This is a genomic window from Streptomyces sp. NPDC000348 (assembly GCF_042898795.1).
GTDB lineage: Bacteria > Actinomycetota > Actinomycetes > Streptomycetales > Streptomycetaceae > Streptomyces.
In genome coordinates this window covers 186,721-204,930 of sequence record NZ_JBIAZD010000001.1, presented here as the reverse complement: position 1 = coordinate 204,930, position 18,210 = coordinate 186,721, and the positions used below count along the sequence as shown (strand labels likewise).

Below are 18,210 nucleotides of genomic sequence, written 5' to 3'. Positions count from 1 at the left end.
TTTCATTCATCGCCGCGGGGTGGAGCAGCTCGGTAGCTCGCTGGGCTCATAACCCAGAGGTCGCAGGTTCAAATCCTGTCCCCGCTACTGAAGGCCTGAGGCCGGAATCCGACAGGATTCCGGCCTCAGGTCGTTCTCGGCCCCGGCATCCCTCGGACGCCGGGGCTTCCGCTTGCGTGCGCGTGCCGCCTATGCCGCCGCGCAGTTCGGGCAGACCCCGCGGTACGTCACCTCGACGTCGGAGACCGTGAAGCCGAAACGCTCCGTGTCGGGGAGGTCGGACAGCGGATTGCCGGTCGGGTGGACGTCGCGGATCGCGCCGCACTGCGCGCACACCAGGTGGTGGTGCGGACGGTGCGCGTTGGGGTCGTACCTCTTGGCCCGCTTGTCCGTGGCGACTTCCAGCACCTCGCCGAGCGAGACCAGCTCACCCAGGGTGTTGTAGACGGTCGCCCGGGAGATCTCGGGCAGCTTGGCGACGGCCCTGGCGTGCACCTCGTCGGCCGTCAGGTGGACGTGTTCGCCGTCGAGGACCTCGGCCACGACACGGCGCTGTGCGGTCATCCGCCATCCACGTCCACGGAGCCGTTCCAAAAGGTCACTCATAGGCACCAGCCTAACAGCAGGGGGGACGAGAATCCCGAACGGGTGTGATTTTGGAGCTCTGCTTGACTTAGACATTGTCCATTGTAGGATCGGGATCGGATTTGGCCAAGGCATGGTTTGGTCAGCAAGGACGCAGGAGGCGCACGTGACGCAGGGACCGCTCACTACGGAGGCCGGTGCTCCGGTAGCCGACAACCAGAACAGCGAGACCGCGGGCGTCGGTGGCCCGGTCCTCGTCCAGGACCAGCTCCTCCTGGAGAAGCTGGCCCACTTCAACCGTGAGCGCATCCCGGAGCGTGTGGTGCACGCCCGCGGTGCCGGTGCCTACGGCACCTTCACGGTGACCGCCGATGTCACGCAGTACACGCGGGCCGCGTTCCTCTCCGAGGTCGGCAAGCAGACGGAGACCTTCCTCCGCTTCTCGACGGTGGCCGGCAACCTGGGCGCCGCGGACGCCGTGCGCGACCCGCGCGGTTTCGCGCTGAAGTTCTACACCGAGGAGGGCAACTACGACCTCGTCGGCAACAACACCCCGGTGTTCTTCATCCGGGACGCGATCAAGTTCCCGGACTTCATCCACACCCAGAAGCGCGACCCGTACACGGGCTCGACGGAGGCGGACAACGTCTTCGACTTCTGGGGTCTGTCGCCGGAGTCCACGCACCAGGTGACCTGGCTGTTCGGTGACCGCGGCATCCCGGCGTCGTACCGCCACATGGACGGCTTCGGCTCGCACACCTACCAGTGGAACAACGAGGCCGGCGAGGTCTTCTGGGTCAAGTACCACTTCAAGACGGACCAGGGCATCAAGAACCTGACCGCCGAGGAGGCCGAGATCCTCGCGGGCAAGGACCCCGACTCCCACCAGCGGGACCTGCGCGAGGCCATCGAGCGCGGCGAGTTCCCGTCCTGGACCGTCTACGTCCAGGTGATGCCGGCGGCCGAGGCGGCCACGTACCGCTTCAACCCGTTCGACCTGACCAAGGTCTGGCCGCACGCGGACTACCCGCTGATCGAGTTCGGCAAGCTGGAGCTCAACCGCAACCCGGAGAACATCTTCGCCGAGGTCGAGCAGTCCATCTTCAGCCCCGCCCACTTCGTGCCGGGCATCGGTCCCTCCCCGGACAAGATGCTCCAGGGCCGCCTCTTCGCGTACGGCGACGCCCACCGCTACCGCGTCGGCATCAACGCCGACCACCTGCCGGTGAACCGCCCGCACGCCACCGAGGCGCGTACCAACTCCCGTGACGGCTACCTGTACGACGGCCGCCACAAGGGCGCGAAGAACTACGAGCCGAACAGCTTCGGCGGCCCGGCCCAGACGGGCCGTCCGCTGTGGCAGCCCATCCCGGTGACCGGCGTCACCGGCGAGACGGTCACGCCCGTCCACGCCGAGGACAACGACTTCGTGCAGGCGGGCAACCTCTACCGGCTGATGACGGAGGAGGAGAAGGAGCGCCTGGTGAGCAACCTGGCGAACGCCATCTCCGGCGTCACGCGTGACGAGATCGCCGACCGCGCGATCAACAACTTCCGTCAGGCGGACGAGGACTTCGGCAAGCGGCTGGAGGCCGCGGTCCAGGCCCTGCGCGGCTGATTCCAGCGCTGGACCGCTTGTCGAAACACGGGCCGGACCCCCTCCCGGGGTCCGGCCCGTTCCGCGTGTCACTACGCCGGTACCTGCTGGGCCCGCTGCCGCCCGGGTGCCCAGCAGCGGATGATGTCGCGGACCGAGACGACACCGGCGGGCTCGTCTCGGTCCAGGACGATCAGATGGCGGAAACCGCCGCGGGCCATGGCGACGGCGGCCTCCTCCAGGGTCCAGGACGGGGCGGCGAAGACGACGTCGGTGGTGGTGTGGGCGTGGGCGCGCTCGGCGTCCGGATCCTGGCCGAGGCCGAGGGAGTTGAGGACGTCCCGTTCGGTGAGGATGCCGATGCCGGTGCCGTCGGGGTCGAGGACCACCGCCGCGCCCACCCGGCGGGCGGACATCAGGGCGGCGGCCTGCCGGAGGGTGTGGGCGGGGCCGATGGTGAGGACCACGGTGCTCATGGCGTCACGGACGAGCATGGATGGAGCCACCTCCTACCGGAAAACGCGAGGTCACGGGCGAGGGGCCGGTTCGTTCGCGATTTCACAAGTTCACAAGTGGGGGAGCTCTCAGAGTGGCAGGCACAGCGGGGGTCAACAAGAGGGCGCGTGCGGCCGATCGGGGGCGCGCACGCTCGCCCCGTGCCGCTCAGTAACGCTGGTTGAGATACCCCAGCAACTCGTCGTGCAGCAGCCCGTTCGACGCGGCCGCGTTGCCGCCGTGCGGGCCGGGGCGGCCGTCGAGCCCGGTGAAGCTGCCGCCCGCCTCCGTGACCACGATCGCGGTGGCCGCCATGTCCCACAGCGACAACTCCGGCTCGGCGCACAGGTCCACCGACCCCTCGGCGACCATCATGTACGGCCAGAAGTCGCCGTACGCGCGCGTGCGCCACACCTCGCGGGTGAGGTCGAGGAAGCCGTCCAGGCGTCCCTGCTCCTCCCAGCCGCTGAGCGAGGAGTACGCGAAGGAGGCGTCGGAGAGTTCGGAGACGCGGGAGACGTGCAGCCGGGAGGCCGACGACAGACTGCGGCCGGTGTAGGCGCCGTGCCCCTGCGCGGCCCACCAGCGGCGGCCGAGGGCGGGGGCGGAGACCACTCCGACGACCGGCTGGAAGCCTCCCTCACCGGCCTCCATCAGGGAGATCAGCGTGGCCCACACAGGGACCCCGCGCACGTAGTTCTTGGTGCCGTCGATCGGGTCGATCACCCAGCGCCGGGGCCCCGTGCCCTCCACCCCGTACTCCTCGCCCAGGACCGCGTCCCTCGGGCGGGCGCGCTTGAGATGGCCGCGGATGAGTTCCTCGGCGGCCTTGTCCGCCTCACTCACCGGAGTCATGTCCGGTTTGGTCTCCACCTTGAGGTCGAGAGCCTTGAACCGTTCCATCGTCGCGGCGTCGGCGGCGTCCGCCAGGACATGGGCGAGACGCAGGTCGTCGAGGTAGTCGGGCATGCAACGAACGGTATCTGCCGAGGTCGGTGCGGGGCCACCGGGGGCGGGTCCCGCGAACCCTTGACAGTGCCCGACGGCGCGTCAAACCTGACCGCAGGGCCGGCCGCTCGTTCCGAGGGAGGCGAAGATGCCCGCAGCGCGGGAATCCCTGCTGGACGCCGCCTGCACGGCGCTGGAGCGTCGCCCGTGGTCCGCGGTGCGGATGGTGGACGTGGCCGCCGCGGCCGGGTTCTCCCGCCAGACGCTGTACAACGAGTTCGGCAGCAAGGACGGCCTGGCCCGGGCCCTCGTCCGCAGGGAGGCCGACGGCTACCTCGCCGGCGTCGACCGCGCCCTCAGCGGCCACTCGGACCCGCGCGACCGGCTGACCGCGACCGCCGAGTGGACCACCGCCAGCGCCCGTGAGAACGCCCTGGCCCGCGCCCTGCTCACCGGCTGCTGGGGCGAACGCCTGCCCGCCCCGGGCCTCGCGGCCGTGGCGTCCGGCTCCGCCGTGCCCGCGCAGCGCCGCGCCGACGGCCCGCTGCCCTCACCCACCGACCTCGTCGGCCTCGTCCGCGACCGTGCCGTCGCGGTCCTGGCCGGCCCCGGCGTCACCGGGGCAGGCACCGCCGAGCTGGCCCGGTGCTGCGAGCTGGTGGTCCGCCTCGCCCTGTCCTGCGTCGCCGCGCCCCCGGCCGACGGCGTCGCCGACCTGGTGCGCGGCGCCCTGCACCGGCCCGCGGTGGTGCCGTAGCAGGGCTCAGTGCGCGGACCCCGACAGCTGCAGCCCGATCACACCGACGATCACGAACGTGATCGACACGATCTTCAGCGTCGACACCAGGTCCCCGAGGAACACCATCCCGTAGACGGCCGTCCCCGCCGCGCCGATGCCCGTCCACACCGCGTACGCGGGTCCCACGTCCAGCTTCTTCAGCGACAGGGTCAGCAGCCCGAAGCTGCCCAGGGCGAACGCGGAGAACGCGACGGTCGGCCAGAGCCGGGTGAAGCCGTGCGACAGCTTCAGACACACGGCGAAACCGGTCTCGAGCAACCCGGCCACCACGACCAGCAGCCACGCCATGTGTCGTCCTCCCGCATTCCCCGCCTACAGTGACCGCTTCGTCAGGTTCGGGTCCGGCTCGGTGCGATTATGCACTTACCGTCCGGGGGCCACGGCAAACAACGCGGAGGTCAGTCGTCCTCCGTGCGCTCCCGCGTCGCCAGCAGCCGCCGCAGCGAGTACAGCCGCGCCGGATCCGCGTGACCCCCGGCCACCCACGCGTCCAGCGCGCAGTCCGGCTCGTCGTGACTGCACGCGCGCGGACAGCCCTCCGTGCCCGACTCGAGGTCGGGGAAGGCGTGGATCACCCGGGACGGGTCGACGTGGGCGAGCCCGAAGGACCGCACCCCCGGGGTGTCGATCACCCAGCCCTCGGCACCCGACAGCGGCAGCGCCAGCGCGGACGTCGTCGTGTGCCGCCCCCGCCCGGTCACCGCGTTGACATGTCCGGTCGTACGCCGCCGTTCCTCCGGCACCAGCGCGTTGACCAGCGTCGTCTTGCCGACCCCGGAGTGCCCCACGAACGCGGTGATCCGGCCGTCCAGCTGCTCCCGGACCCGGTCCGCCGCCTCGCCGCTCTCCAGCTCCGCGCGACTGGTCACGACGTACGGGATGTCGAGGTCGCCGTACAGCTCCAGCAGCTTGTCCGGCGGCGCGAGGTCCGACTTGGTCAGCACCAGCAGCGGTTCGAGACCGCCGTCGTACGCCGCGACCAGGCAGCGGTCGATCAGCCGCGGGCGGGGTTCGGGGTCGGCGAGGGCGGTGACGACGGCGAGCTGGTCGGCGTTGGCGACGACGACCCGCTCGTAGGGGTCGTCGTCGTCCGCGGTACGGCGCAGCACCGAGGCGCGCTCCCCGATCCGCACGATCCGCGCGAGGGTGTCCTTCTTCCCGGACAGGTCGCCCACGATCGCCACCCGGTCGCCGACCACCGCCGCCTTGCGGCCCAGCTCGCGGGCCTTCATCGCCAGTACGATCCGGTCGTCGACGAGGCAGGTCAGCCGGCCCCGGTCGACGGTGAGGACCAGGCCCTCGGCGGCGTCCTCGTGCTTGGGCCGGGTGTGGGTGCGCGGCCGGTTGCCCCTGCGGTTGGGGCGGGAGCGGATGTCGTCCTCGTCGGTGTGCTTGCCGTAGCGGCGCATGGTGAACCCCTACGCCCCGAGCATCCCGGTCCACAGCTCGGGGAAGTCCGGCAGGGTCTTCGCCGTGGTCGCCACGTTCTCGATCTGCACGCCCTCGACCGCCAGGCCGATGATCGCACCGGCGGTGGCCATGCGGTGGTCCTCGTAGGTGTGGAAGACCCCGCCGTGCAGCCGGCGCGGGCGGATGTGCAGACCGTCGGCGGTCTCGGTGACGTCGCCGCCCAGCTCGTTGATCTCCTTGGTCAGCGCGGCCAGCCGGTCCGTCTCGTGCAGCCGGAGGTGGGCCACGCCCCGCAGGGTCGACGGGGAGTCCGCGAGCGCCGCCACGGCCGCGATGCCGGGCGTCAGCTCGCCGACCTCGCCGAGGTCCACGTCGACTCCGTGGATCGACCCGGAGCCGGTGAACACGAGCCCGAACTCGGTCAACTCGCAGGAACCGCCCATCTCGGTGAAGATCTCCCGCAGCCGGTCACCGGGCTGGGTGGTACGGGCCGGCCAGTCCGGGACGACGACCTTGCCGCCGGTCACCAGCGCAGCCGCCAGGAACGGCTGGGCGTTGGACAGGTCCGGCTCGATGGTCAGGTCCCGGCCCAGCAGGGCGCCCGGCGTGACCCGCCAGACGTTGGGCTCGCCGCCCGACTCGGGGGTGTCCACCTGGGCGCCCACCGCGCGGAGCATGTCGACGGTCATCCGGATGTGCGGCAGCGAGGGCAGCGTCGCGCCGGTGTGGCGGACCTCGACGCCCTGGTTGAAGCGCGGCGCGGACAGCAGCAGGGCGCTGACGAACTGGGAGGACGAGGACGCGTCGACCTCCACGGTGCCGCCGTCCAGGGCGCCGCCGCCGTGCACGGTCATCGGCAGCGCGCCGCGGTCCTCGTCGTCGATGCGGGCGCCCAGCTGACGCAGCGCGTCGATGACGCCGTTCAGGGGACGCTCGTAGGAACGCGGGTCGCCGTCGAAGCGGACGGGGCCGTCGGCCAGCGTGGCGACCGGGGGCAGGAACCGCATCACCGTGCCGGCGTTGCCGACGTCGACGGTGGCCGGGCCGCGCAGGCCGGTGGGGAGCACCCGCCAGGCCTCGCCGGTGACGTCCGGGCCCCCCGCGACGGAGGAGCTGGACGACACCGTCTCCTCGATCTCGACGCCCATGGCGCGCAGCGCGCCGGCCATCAGCAGGGTGTCGCGGGAGCGCAGCGGGCGGCGCAGCCAGCCCGGCTCGGAGGCGAGGGCGGCGAGCACGAGGGCGCGGTTGGTGACCGACTTGGACCCGGGCACGTGGACCGTCGCGTCGACGGCTCCGCTCGCGTGCGGGGCGGGCCAGAGGGCGGTGTGTGCGGGGTTTCGGGCCATGGGGTCCACTTTATAAGGAGGGCGGGGGGCAGGCCGTGCTTCGGGTACGGCCGCGTGGTGGCCTGTCGCGCCCACGCGGCGGAACCCCGCGGCCCTGCCGACAGGTGCCGTGCCCGTGCCCGCTACAGCCCCAGGAGCCACCTGCCGCCGCCCAGCAGGGAGCACAGGGACACCGCGTGGAACAGGAACAGCCACAGGCCCGCCGGCACGTGGGTCAGACGCGAGAGCTGGTCCGCGTCCGAGTCCCCCGCGCCGCCGCGTGAGCGCTTGGCCTGGAGCTCGAAGGCCGGGCGCACGCCGCCCAGCAGCAGGAACCAGACCACGGCGTACGCGAACGCCGCCTGCACCTGGGGCCCGGCCAGCCAGGACACCAGGACGAACGTGCCGCCCGTGACGAGCACCGACACCGCCCCGTACGCGTTGCGGATCATCACCAGCATCGCCACCAGCAGTGCCGTGGCCAGCCACAGCAGCAGCGTGATGCGGCCGGCGCCGAGCAGCGCGGCGCCGCCCAGCCCCAGCAGCGGGGGAGCGGTGTAGCCGGCGGCGGCCGTGAGGATCATGCCGACGCCGTGCGGTTTTCCGCGGCTGACGGTCAGACCGCTGGTGTCCGAGTGCAGACGTATCCCCGTCAGCGTGCGGCCGGTGAGCAGCGCCACCAGACCGTGCCCGCCCTCGTGGGCGATCGTGACGGCGTTCCGGGACAGCCGCCACAGCCCCTGCGGCACGACGACGGCGGCCGCGGCCACCAGTGTGGCGACGACCACCCACACGTCCGGGTCGGGCTGGGTGCCGGAGACCTCGTCCCAGAGGGAGGCGAGTGAGGCGGACGCGGTACTGACCATGCTTTCCATCTGTTTCCGGTTGCTCCCTCTGCGCGTGCGGAGTCTGGCAGTGTTGCACGTATGTGCGGACGGTATGCAGCGAGTCGCAGGCCCGAGGATCTCGCAGGAATCTTTGAGATCGAGAAGTGGGAGCCGGAGGAAGCCCTGGAGCCCGACTACAACGTGGCGCCGACCAAGGAGGTCTACGCCGTACTCGACCGTGCCCTGAAGGACGCGGCGGACCCGCGCCCGGTTCGGCAGCTGCGGAAGCTGAGGTGGGGCCTGGTGCCCTCCTGGTCCAAGACGCCCGAGGGCGGGGCCCGGATGATCAACGCCCGCGCGGAGACCGTCCACGAGAAGCCGTCCTACCGCCGCGCCTTCTCCTCCCGGCGCTGCATCCTGCCCGCCGACGGCTACTACGAGTGGGTCACCGGCAAGCAGGAGCGGGACCTGGAGGTCGAGGGGAAGAAGAAGCGGCCCCGCAAGCAGCCCTACTTCGTGACCCCGGCCGACGGCTCGGTGTTCGCGATGGCCGGGCTGTACGAGTTCTGGCGGGACAGGACGCTGCCGGACGACCATCCCCAGGCCTGGTGGGTGACGTGCTCCGTCATCACCACCGAGGCGGAGAGCGACCCGCTCGCCGTGTCGCCGGCGGACGGCCCGCACACCCTCGCCGAGATCCACCCGCGGATGCCGCTGATGCTCACCCCGGACCGCTGGGACGCCTGGCTCGACCCCGCCCGCACCGACGTCGGCGAAGTGCGCGAGCTGCTCGCCCCGCCGCCCCCCGGCCTGATGCGCGCCTACCCGGTCGCCACGGCGGTCAGCAACGTCCGCAACAACGGGCCGGAGCTGCTGACCGAGCTGGCCGCGCCGGAAGAGGGCACACTCTTCTGACGTGACCTCTGACACGACCGAGACCGTCGGGACGGACGCGGGCCCCGCCCGCATCACCTGGCACCGCGCACCCGGCCGCGCCCGCCTCGTCCTCGCGCTGGGTCACGGCGCCGGCGGCGGCGTCGAGGCCCGGGACCTGAAGGCGCTCGCCGCCGCACTGCCCGCGCACGGGGTGACCGTCGCCCTGGTCGAACAGCCCTGGCGGGTGGCCGGCAGGAAGGTGGCCCCCGCGCCGAGGACCCTCGACGCCGGCTGGCGCGGCATCTGGCCCGCGCTGGCGAAGCCGGGCCCGCCGGTGGTCGCGGGCGGGCGCAGCGCCGGCGCCCGCGTCGCCTGCCGCACCGCCACGGAACTCGGCGCGCACGCCGTGCTCGCCCTGAGCTTCCCCCTGCACCCGCCGGGCAGGCCCGAGAGGTCCCGCGCCGACGAGCTGCTGGGCACCGGCGTGCCCACGCTCGTGGTCCAGGGCGGCAACGATCCCTTCGGCAGGCCCGGGGAGTTCCCCGAGGGGGGTTTCGAACTGGTCGAGGTCCCCCACGGCGACCACGGCTTCGCCGTGCCCAAGCGGGCGGACATCACCCAGGACGGGGCCGTGGCGGTCGTCACCGACGCCGTCGTGCGGTGGACCGGCACGCTCGGCTGAGCACCGGGAATGCCCGGGCGGCTCCCACTGTTGGGACGGTCGTACGTGCCGGCCGACGGCACCACCGCCGTAGGAGAGGAAGTCCGCCGCATGGGTTCGACAGCCTGCCCGACCCGCAGCAGCCGCGCCGACCTGGACTGGACGGTGCTGCACGCGGCCAAGACCGCCCCCATTCGGGCGGCGGGCGGACCGGATCGTCGTCTATCCTCCGATTCGGGTGGGGCCGCCTTCGGTCCCACGACAACTCTGGAGGAGGTGGGTCCGGTTCCCGGTACCGACGCAGGGACCGAACACGGCCAGGCGGAGCAGCCCGAGGGCCAGGGCGGCACGGGCGCGGAGTCGACCGCGGAGCGCAGTGCGCGCTTCGAACGGGACGCGCTCGAGTTCCTCGACCAGATGTACTCGGCCGCCCTGCGCATGACGCGCAACCCGGCCGACGCGGAGGACCTGGTGCAGGAGACGTACGCCAAGGCGTACGCGTCCTTCCACCAGTTCCGTGAGGGCACCAACCTCAAGGCGTGGCTGTACCGGATCCTCACCAACACCTTCATCAACTCGTACCGCAAGAAGCAGCGCGAACCCCAGCGCAGCGCGGCCGAGGAGATCGAGGACTGGCAGCTCGCGCGCGCCGAGTCGCACATGTCCACAGGTCTGCGCTCCGCGGAGTCGCAGGCGCTGGACCACCTGCCCGACTCGGACGTCAAGGAAGCGCTCCAGGCGATCCCGGAGGAGTTCCGCATCGCGGTGTACCTCGCCGATGTGGAGGGCTTTGCCTACAAGGAGATCGCGGACATCATGGGGACACCCATCGGTACGGTGATGTCCCGGCTGCACCGTGGCCGCCGTCAGCTGCGCGGCATGCTGGAGGACTACGCGCGCGAGCGCGGACTGGTCCCGGCCGGCGCCGGAGAGTCGAACGAAGCGAAAGGCTCGGGGTCATGAGCTGCGGAGAGCCGCACGAGACGGATTGCAGCGAAATCCTCGATCATCTCTACGAGTTCCTCGACCGTGAGATGCCGGATTCCGACTGTGTGAAGTTCGAGCACCACTTCGAGGAGTGCTCGCCGTGCCTGGAGAAGTACGGGCTCGAGCAGGCGGTGAAGAAGCTGGTCAAGCGCTGCTGCGGGCAGGACGACGTGCCGGGCGACCTGCGCTCCAAGGTCATGGGCCGGATCGACCTGATCCGTTCCGGCCAGGCCGTCCCCGGCCAGGACGTCACGGCCTCGCCGGCCACACCGCAGGAGTCCTGACACCCCGCGGTTCCCCGGCCCCTGTATCACTCGAACGTGCTAATGCGCGGGTTATCGGCCCGTGGAGGCACACCCCGCCGTCCTAGGCTCCAGAGCCTGGCAGGTGACAGGTCGGGTGTCGGCGGGCACGGTCGGGGAGGGGTTCATGGAGGCGTTACCGGCACGGGCCCGCGCGTATGTCACCTGTGTCACCGTGCTGGGCCTGCTCTGTCCGCTGTCCCCGGCCCTTTCCGCCCCGGTGTCCCCGCCGGGCGGCGCCCGCTTCTCCTGGTGGGCGGTCGCCCTGCTCGCCGCGCTGTACGCGGGCTGCGAGCGCCTCGCCCGCTCGCGTCCGGCCGCCGCCCCGCACCCGGGCGGGACCTTCCACCCCGTCCTGCTCGCCGGGGCCTTCCTGCTGCCACCGCCCGCCGCGGCGCTGGTCGCGCTCCCCGGGGCGCTGCTGCTCCCCGGGGACCAACGCCCGCACCTGACGCGCGGGCTCTGGCGGGCCGGCCGGCTGATGCTCGCCGTGTGGGCCGCGAGCCGGGTCCACCTGGCGGTCGGCGGCCGGGACGCGGTGGCGGACTGCGACGTCCCGGCCGCGCTCGGCACGGCCGGGGCCGCGGTGCTGGTGTTCTGCCTGGTGCTCACCCTGCTGGACGGCGGCATCCCGGCGCCGGCGCCCGGCGTGCTCCCGCACGGGAGGCGGATCCCGGTGTCGGCCGCCTGGTGGCGGTTGTTCCTCGGGTCGCTGGCCCCGATCACCGTGCACGGCCTCGCCGGACTCATGATGGCGCTGCTGTGGCGCAGCCCCTACGGTCCCGTGGCCGCGCTGCTCGTGCTGCTGCCGATGGGCGTCTCCTGGTGGGCGTTCGCCCAGTACCACCGGGAGCGGGCCGCCCATCAGGCGACGATCCGCGCCCTCGTCCAGGCCGTCGACATCAAGGACGGCTACACGCGCGGGCACAGCGAACGCGTCGGACGGGCGTCCATGATGATCGCGCGGGAACTCGGCATGGACGACGAGCGCGTCGAGGTGCTCCGCTTCGCGGGCATCCTGCACGACGTCGGCAAGCTCGGCGTGCCCACCCGGCTGCTCACCAAGAACGGCCCGCTGACCCCCGAGGAGCGCCGGGTGATCGAACTGCACCCCGAGTACGGGCACGAGATGGTGCGGGGGATCTCCTTCCTCGGCGAGGCCCGCGCAGCGGTCCTGCACCACCACGAACGGCTGGACGGCACCGGATACCCCTACGGACTGGCGGGTGGTCAGATCCCGGAGTCCGCCCGGGTGGTCGCCGTCGCCGACGCCTTCGACGCGATGACCTCCACCCGCTCCTACAGCAGGGCGCGGCCCGTGCCCGTGGCGCTGGAGGAGCTCCGGCGGTGCGCGGGCGCCCACTTCGACCCGCGGATGGTGGCCGCGCTGGTACGGGCGATCGGCCGGGCCGGCTGGCATCCGGCGGTGACCGCCGACGACCCCCGGCCGGCCACCGGCGACCCACGGTCCACCGCCGTGCCCGGGCCCGCGGCACCGGTCGCCGGCCGGCCCGGGACGCGCCGATGAGGCCCCGGCTCCACACCGTCGTGCACCTGTGCGCCGCCGTCCTCGCCGCCGGTTCCCTCGGCGCCACCCTCTACAACGGCGTCGAGGAACGCGGTGCCGCCCTCGCCTTCGGGGTGTTCATCGCGGTCGGCGAGCTCACCCGGCGCAACGGGACGCGGATCAGGGAGGCCGCGCCGCTCGCCGCCGCGGGATCCCTGGCGTACGCGCTGCTCGGCGAGACCGCCGGACGGCCCACCCAGCACGGCGCCGCCCAGGTCGTCACCGTGGTGCTCGCCGCGTCCCTGCTCGGCAGCGTGCCGCACGTCGGGCGTGGTGAAGGCCCCGCCCTCGACCCGCCGGCCCGCAGGGTGCTGACCGTCGGGTTCGCCGCCGTGTGCTTCCAGCCGCTGTACAACCGGGGCACCTTCGACGACTGGGGAGGCCCCGCCCACGCGCTCCTCCTGCTCGCCCTGCTGTCCCTCACCGCGCTGTGCGACGCCGTGCTCGCCGCCGCGCTGGCCCACTCCCGCACCGGGTGGCCCTTCCGGCCGGCGCTGCGCGACGAACTGCGGGCCGTGCCCGGGATCGGGGCCGCCGTCATCGCCACCGGCGCGGTGATGGCGCTCGGGGTCGCGGTCGTGGGGCTGTGGGCGCTGCCCGTCTTCTCCGTGCCCCTCCTGCTGGCCCAGCTGTCCTACCGGCGGTACGCCGCCGTGCGCGCCACCTACCGGCAGACCATCGCCTCCCTCGCGCGGGCCACCGAGATCGCCGGATACACCCCGGCCGGGCACGCCCGCCGGGTCGCCGCGCTCAGCCGGGCGGTGGGCCGGGACCTCGGGCTGACCGAGCCCGAACTGACCGTGCTGGAGTACGCCGCCCTGATGCACGACATCGGCCAGCTCAGCCTCGTCGACCCGGTCCCCGACGGTGCCACCGCCGACCTGCCGGCCGCCGAGCAGCGGCGGATCGCGCTGCTCGGCGGCGCCGTGGTGCGCCAGACCGGGGTGGACCCGCGCGTGGCCGCCGTCGTCGAGCGCCAGGCCGACCCGCATCCGGAGCAGCCGCTCGCCGCACGTATCGTCCGGGTGGTCAACGCGTACGAGGAGAAGTCCCGGGAAGGAGGGCTCGGCGGGCCGCTGACCGCGCTGGAGGAACTGCGCCTGGGCGCCGCCGGGGAGTACGCCCCGGAGGTGGTCGAAGCACTGGCCCGGGTGCTGTCACGGAACACGGAGGGGACGCGTGAACACGGAGGCCGAGCGTGGCGAGGGCCACGGACGGGACTGTCTGACCCCGGCCGAGGCTGGGTAACCCATGGGTAATGAGCGCCCGTGCGGCCGTACGTGGTTGGATGCGAAGAAGAGGGTGTCCGGGGGCGCGGACAGGTACAGCCAGCCCACCGACGGAACTGGCAGGCGGGAATCGTGAGGATCTTCGGCAAGGGACGGCACCGGCCCTCCGCCTCCTGGCGGCAGGCCACGGACCGTGCGTTCACGCTCATCGGCGACGGCCGGTACGAGGACGCGGGCGCGCTGCTGACCCGTGCCGCCGATCTGGAACCCTGGTTGTCGGAGTCCTGGTTCAACCTCGCGCTGCTGCACAAGTTCCGTCACGACTGGGAGCAGGCGCGGGCCGCCGGACTGCGGGCCGTGGCGCTGCTCGACCGCGACACCGGGGCTCCCGACTGGTGGAACGTCGGCATCGCCGCCACCGCCCTCCAGGACTGGCCGCTGGCCCGGCGGGCCTGGCAGGCCTACGGACTCAAGGTGCCCGGCTCGGCCACCGACTCCGGCGAGCCCCTCGGCATGGACCTGGGCAGCGCGGCCGTACGGCTGTCCCCGGAGGGGGAGGCGGAGGTGGTGTGGGGGAGGAGGCTGGACCCCGCCCGGATCGAGGTGCTGTCCATTCCGCTGCCGTCCTCCGGGCGCCGCTGGGGCGAGGTCGTCCTGCACGACGGCGTGCCGCACGGGGAGCGGAGCACCGCCGCCGGGCACACCTACCCGGTGTTCGACGAGATCGAGTTGTGGGCGCCCTCGCCGGTGCCGACCTGGGTGGTGCTGCTGGAGGCCGCGACCGAGGCCGACCGGGACGCGCTGGAGCAGCTGGCCTCCGACGCCGGGTTCGCGGCCGAGGACTGGTCGTCCTCCGTACGGCTGCTGTGCCGGATGTGCTCGGAGTCCCGGATGCCGTCCGACGAGGGGGACGGCGAGCACCTGGACCCGCACGACCACAGCGAGCCGGGGCACCCCGGACCGCTCGGGCATCGTACGGACGGGCAGTTGTGGGTGCCGGAGCGGGAGTGCGGCGTCGCGGCGCCGGCTTCCCTGGTCCGGGGGCTGCTCGACGGATGGGTCGCGGACAGCCCGGACTCGCGGGATTGGCGGGACCTTGAAGAGGTCTGCTGAGGCCGTCGGCCGACCGCGGATTCGTCGTGGTTGACCGCGCCCACGCGGCGGAGCCGCACATCGCCCGGTCCCGCGCCCTCGAGGAGTGCTTCCCCGTACCCTGTATCAGCATCACACCCTTGTTTTTCCAGGAAGGCACACGTCGGTCATGGCTCAGCAGGACACCGATCAGCAGCACGCGGGCGTGCTCCCCGTCGACGACGAGGGATACGTCATCGACACGGAGAACTGCGAGGAGCGCGAGACGGCGTGGCGGGAGCGCGGCACCTCGCGTCCGATCACCGTGGTCGGCAACCCGGTGCTGCACCAGGAGTGCAAGGACGTGACGGACTTCGGCGACGAGTTCCAGCAGCTGGTCGCCGACATGTTCGCCAGCCAGCGCACCGCCGAGGGCGTGGGCCTGGCCGCCAACCAGATCGGCGTGGACAAGAAGGTCTTCGTCTACGACTGCCCGGACGACGAGGGCGTGCGGCACGTCGGTGTGGTCTGCAACCCCAGGCTGGTCGAACTGCCCGCCGAGAAGCGCCGGCTGGACGACAGCAACGAGGGCTGCCTGTCGGTGCCCACGGCGTACATGCCGCTGGCCCGCCCCGACTACGCCGAAGTGACCGGGCAGGACGAGAAGGGCAACCCCGTCCGGGTACGCGGCACCGGCTACTTCGCACGGTGTTTGCAGCACGAGACCGACCACCTCTACGGCTACCTCTACATCGACCGGCTGTCCAAGCGCGAACGCAAGGACGCGCTGCGGCAGATGGCCGAGAACGAGCCGCGTTACCCCGTGGTGGCCAACGACTGACCGGTCTCCGGAGCCCCTCCGTCTCCTCACCGACGGCGCCCGATCGAGCACTTCTTCGATCGGGCGCCGTTCATCTGTGCCGCATCCGCATGAGGGAAAGAAGCAAATCCGTTCCCAGAACGGTCAGTTGTGGTGCTGAATGGAGGTGCGGGGATACGCACGGCGTGCGCCCGGCTCGGGGCGGGCGCACGCCGACTGGCGGCAGAGAGGGGATTGTTCGTGCATGCTTTGTCACACGGCACCACATCGACACCGACCACCATCGCAGTTCCACCGGCGCTGTCTCTTCCGGTGATCGAGGCGGCTTTTCCCCGGCAACTCCACCCCTATTGGCCTCAGCTTCAGAAGAGGACCAGGGCCTGGCTGCTCGAAAAGCGGCTCATGCCGACGGACAAGGTGGAGGAATATGCCGATGGCCTGTGCTACACCGACCTTATGGCGGGCTACTACATAGGCGCCCCCGACGACGTCCTGCAGGCGATAGCGGACTACAGCGCATGGTTCTTCGTCTGGGACGACCGGCACGACCGCGACATCGTGCACGGCCGCCCCGCCGCCTGGCTGCGACTGAAGGACCGCCTGCACCGGGCCCTCGACGCCCCCGGTGACCACCTGGGCCACGAGGACCCGGTGGTGGCGGGGCTCGCGGACAGCGTGGAGCGGCTGTACGCGTTCCTGCCGGGTGGCTGGAACGACCGGTTCGCCCGGCACTTCCACGAGGTGATCGAGGCGTACGACCGGGAATTCCACAACCGCACGGAGGGCGTCGTCCCCACCGTCGAGGAATACCTGGAACTGCGTCGGCTCACCTTCGCGCACTGGATCTGGAACGATCTCCTGGAGCCGAGCGCGGGCTGTGAACTGCCGGACGAGGTGCGCCGGAACCCGGCCTACCGGAAGGCGGCACTGCTCAGTCAGGAATTCGCCGCCTGGTACAACGACCTGTGTTCACTGCCGAAGGAAATAGCGGGCAGTGAGGTGCACAATCTCGGCATCAGTCTCATCACCCACGGAAAACTCACGCTCGAAGAGGCAATCACGGACCTGAGGCGTCGCGTCGAGGAATGCATCAGCGAATTCCAGGACGCCGAAAGGGACGCCCTGCGCTTCGCGGACGCCCTCGACGACGGCACGGTGGGAGGAAAGGAGACGAGTGCCGCCGTACGCGCCTGCGTCGGCAACATGCGGAACTGGTTCAGCTCCGTCTACTGGTTCCACCACGAGTCCGGCCGGTACCGGGTCGACAGCTGGGACGACCGGTCCACACCCCCGTACGTCGACAACGAAACGGCAGGTGAGTCATGACCGTCGGGTCCGTGAACCCCGAAACGGCCGGGGCGGCCGCACTGCGCGAGCCTCCCGTGGCCGGCGGAGGGGTCCCCCTCCTCGGCCACGGGTGGAAACTGGCGCGCGATCCGCTGTCCTTCATGTCCCGGCTGCGTGACGACGGCGACGTCGTGCGTCTCAGACTCGGACCGAAGACGGTGTACGCCGTCACCACCCCCGCCCTCACCGGGGCGGTGGCGCTGAGCCCGGACTACATCATCGCCGGACCGCTGTGGGAGTCCCTGGAGGACCTGCTCGGCAAGGAGGGCGTCGCCACCGCCAACGGCCCGCTGCACCGGCGCCAGCGCCGCACCATCCAACCCGCGTTCAAGCTCGACGCCGTTCCCGCGTACGGGCCGATCATGGCGGAGGAGGCGTACGCGCTCGTGGAGCGCTGGCGCTCCGGCGAGGTGCTGGACGTCACGGCGGAGTCGTTCCGCGTGGCCGTCCGGGTGACCACCCGCTGCCTGATGCGCGGCAGTTACATGGACGCCCGGGCGGAGCGCATCTGCGACGCCCTCGCCACGCTCTTCAGCGGTATGTACCAGCGCATGGTGGTACCGCTCGGACCGCTTTACAAGGTGCCCCTTCCGGCCAACCGGGAATTCAACCGGGCGCTGGCCGATTTGCATCTCCTGGTGGACGAGATCGTCGCCGACCGACGAGCGGGCGGTCAAAGACCGGACGATTTGCTGACGGCTTTGCTGGAGGCGAAGGACGACAATGGCGAGCCCATCGGGGAACAGGAGATCCATGATCAGGTCATCGCCATAATCACCCCCGGCAGCGAAACCGTCGGAGCCACGATCATGTCGCTCCTTCTGGTCCTCACCGAGCACCCGGAACTCGGTGACAAGATCCGCGACGAGGTGAAAACCGTCGTAGGTGACCGCCCGGTCGCATTCGAGGACGTCCGAAAGCTGACGTACACCGCGAATGTCGTCACCGAGACCCTGCGGTTGTATCCGGCGGTCTGGATATTGACGCGCCGGGCGGTGGCCGACACGGAACTCGGCGGATACCGCATTCCCAAGGGGGCGGACCTCATCTACAGCCCGTACGCCGTCCAGCGCGACCGGCGGTCGTACGAGCGGCACGAGGAGTTCGACCCCGACCGCTGGCTCCCCGAGCGGTCCAAGGACGTGCCCAGGTACGCGATGAGCCCGTTCAGCGTGGGCAACCGCAAGTGCCCCAGCGACCACTTCTCGATGGCCGAGCTCACGCTCGTCACCGCGGCGGTCGCCTCCGCCTACCGCTTCGACCACGCGAGCGGCTCCGACCCCCGGCCCCGGATCGGCATCACGCTCCGGCCGCGCCGGCTGAGGCTGCGGGCGCTGCCCCGCTGACCGGCCGGCGTGCGT

General features: G+C 71.6%; 19 protein-coding genes and 1 tRNA gene. 13 read left to right on the top strand and 7 right to left on the bottom strand.

All coding sequences use genetic code 11. The features are described 5' to 3' along the window. Positions 1 to 13 precede the first annotated feature (13 nt). A tRNA-Met gene (locus ACFY3N_RS01020) sits at positions 14 to 87 on the top strand. Between the two features lie 102 nt (positions 88 to 189). Here the strand turns inward: ACFY3N_RS01020 and ACFY3N_RS01015 are convergent. Next, entirely contained in the window at positions 190 to 606 is a 417-nt protein-coding gene (locus ACFY3N_RS01015; RefSeq protein WP_390814535.1) for a Fur family transcriptional regulator, read from the bottom strand. Positions 607 to 751: 145 nt separating this feature from the next. On the opposite strand from ACFY3N_RS01015, the gene ACFY3N_RS01010 reads away from it, so the two are divergent. Next, positions 752 to 2,203: a catalase gene (locus ACFY3N_RS01010; RefSeq protein ID WP_390814534.1), complete on the top strand. Its 1,452-nt coding sequence runs from the start codon at positions 752 to 754 to the stop codon at positions 2,201 to 2,203. 71 nt (positions 2,204 to 2,274) lie between these two features. Here ACFY3N_RS01010 and ACFY3N_RS01005 read toward each other — a convergent pair whose 3' ends face one another. Continuing rightward, the gene (locus tag ACFY3N_RS01005; protein WP_390814533.1) at positions 2,275 to 2,676 is read right to left on the bottom strand and encodes a cyclic nucleotide-binding/CBS domain-containing protein; all 402 of its coding nucleotides are present in this window, start codon (positions 2,674 to 2,676) and stop codon (positions 2,275 to 2,277) included. Positions 2,677 to 2,845: 169 nt separating this feature from the next. After that, positions 2,846 to 3,646 (bottom strand): histidinol-phosphatase, encoded by an 801-nt coding sequence (gene hisN, locus ACFY3N_RS01000; RefSeq protein WP_390814532.1) that lies wholly within the window; start codon positions 3,644 to 3,646, stop codon positions 2,846 to 2,848. Between the two features lie 127 nt (positions 3,647 to 3,773). Here hisN and ACFY3N_RS00995 point away from each other — a divergent pair, with 127 nt between their 5' ends. Further along, a complete protein-coding gene (locus ACFY3N_RS00995; RefSeq protein WP_390814531.1) occupies positions 3,774 to 4,382 on the top strand; it encodes a TetR/AcrR family transcriptional regulator in 609 nt (202 codons plus the stop codon). Between the two features lie 6 nt (positions 4,383 to 4,388). On the opposite strand, the gene ACFY3N_RS00990 is transcribed toward ACFY3N_RS00995, so the two are convergent. From ACFY3N_RS00990 to ACFY3N_RS00975, 4 genes are all read right to left on the bottom strand, one after another. After that, on the bottom strand, positions 4,389 to 4,712 hold the full coding sequence (locus tag ACFY3N_RS00990; RefSeq protein WP_390814530.1) for a DMT family transporter: 324 nt from the start codon (positions 4,710 to 4,712) through the stop codon (positions 4,389 to 4,391). 110 nt (positions 4,713 to 4,822) lie between these two features. Continuing rightward, on the bottom strand, positions 4,823 to 5,833 hold the full coding sequence (gene rsgA / locus ACFY3N_RS00985; protein WP_390814529.1) for a ribosome small subunit-dependent GTPase A: 1,011 nt from the start codon (positions 5,831 to 5,833) through the stop codon (positions 4,823 to 4,825). A gap of 9 nt (positions 5,834 to 5,842) precedes the next feature. Next, positions 5,843 to 7,183, bottom strand: a complete 1,341-nt coding sequence (gene aroA, locus ACFY3N_RS00980) for a 3-phosphoshikimate 1-carboxyvinyltransferase (protein ID WP_390814528.1) — start codon at positions 7,181 to 7,183, stop codon at positions 5,843 to 5,845. Positions 7,184 to 7,305: 122 nt separating this feature from the next. After that, positions 7,306 to 8,028, bottom strand: a complete 723-nt coding sequence (locus ACFY3N_RS00975; RefSeq protein WP_390814527.1) for a M50 family metallopeptidase — start codon at positions 8,026 to 8,028, stop codon at positions 7,306 to 7,308. A 60-nt stretch (positions 8,029 to 8,088) separates the two neighbouring features. Between ACFY3N_RS00975 and ACFY3N_RS00970 the strand changes: the two genes are divergently transcribed. From ACFY3N_RS00970 to ACFY3N_RS00925, 10 genes are all read left to right on the top strand, one after another. Then, positions 8,089 to 8,904 (top strand): SOS response-associated peptidase, encoded by an 816-nt coding sequence (locus ACFY3N_RS00970; RefSeq protein WP_390814526.1) that lies wholly within the window; start codon positions 8,089 to 8,091, stop codon positions 8,902 to 8,904. Between the two features lies 1 nt (position 8,905). Further along, positions 8,906 to 9,547 (top strand): alpha/beta family hydrolase, encoded by a 642-nt coding sequence (locus tag ACFY3N_RS00965; RefSeq protein WP_390814525.1) that lies wholly within the window; start codon positions 8,906 to 8,908, stop codon positions 9,545 to 9,547. A gap of 255 nt (positions 9,548 to 9,802) precedes the next feature. Beyond that, positions 9,803 to 10,489, top strand: coding sequence for an RNA polymerase sigma factor SigR (gene sigR, locus ACFY3N_RS00960; RefSeq protein ID WP_320588452.1), 687 nt, complete (start codon positions 9,803 to 9,805; stop codon positions 10,487 to 10,489). Further along, the gene (rsrA, locus tag ACFY3N_RS00955) at positions 10,486 to 10,797 is read left to right on the top strand and encodes a mycothiol system anti-sigma-R factor (RefSeq protein ID WP_390814524.1); all 312 of its coding nucleotides are present in this window, start codon (positions 10,486 to 10,488) and stop codon (positions 10,795 to 10,797) included. Before sigR ends, rsrA begins: the two co-directional genes overlap by 4 nt. 145 nt (positions 10,798 to 10,942) lie before the next feature. Next, positions 10,943 to 12,343: an HD-GYP domain-containing protein gene (locus ACFY3N_RS00950; RefSeq protein ID WP_390814523.1), complete on the top strand. Its 1,401-nt coding sequence runs from the start codon at positions 10,943 to 10,945 to the stop codon at positions 12,341 to 12,343. After that, positions 12,340 to 13,641 (top strand): HD-GYP domain-containing protein, encoded by a 1,302-nt coding sequence (locus ACFY3N_RS00945; RefSeq protein WP_390814522.1) that lies wholly within the window; start codon positions 12,340 to 12,342, stop codon positions 13,639 to 13,641. Before ACFY3N_RS00950 ends, ACFY3N_RS00945 begins: the two co-directional genes overlap by 4 nt. 102 nt (positions 13,642 to 13,743) lie before the next feature. After that, complete coding sequence (locus tag ACFY3N_RS00940; protein ID WP_390814521.1) at positions 13,744 to 14,724, top strand: tetratricopeptide repeat protein; 981 nt, start codon at positions 13,744 to 13,746, stop codon at positions 14,722 to 14,724. 148 nt (positions 14,725 to 14,872) lie between these two features. Then, positions 14,873 to 15,523: a peptide deformylase gene (gene def / locus ACFY3N_RS00935; protein ID WP_390814520.1), complete on the top strand. Its 651-nt coding sequence runs from the start codon at positions 14,873 to 14,875 to the stop codon at positions 15,521 to 15,523. 219 nt (positions 15,524 to 15,742) lie between these two features. Continuing rightward, positions 15,743 to 16,828 (top strand): epi-isozizaene synthase, encoded by a 1,086-nt coding sequence (cyc1, locus tag ACFY3N_RS00930; RefSeq protein ID WP_390814519.1) that lies wholly within the window; start codon positions 15,743 to 15,745, stop codon positions 16,826 to 16,828. Then, positions 16,825 to 18,195 carry a cytochrome P450 gene (locus tag ACFY3N_RS00925; protein ID WP_390814518.1) on the top strand — a complete coding sequence of 457 codons (1,371 nt, stop codon included), beginning with the start codon at positions 16,825 to 16,827 and terminating at the stop codon, positions 18,193 to 18,195. Before cyc1 ends, ACFY3N_RS00925 begins: the two co-directional genes overlap by 4 nt. Positions 18,196 to 18,210: the final 15 nt, after the last annotated feature.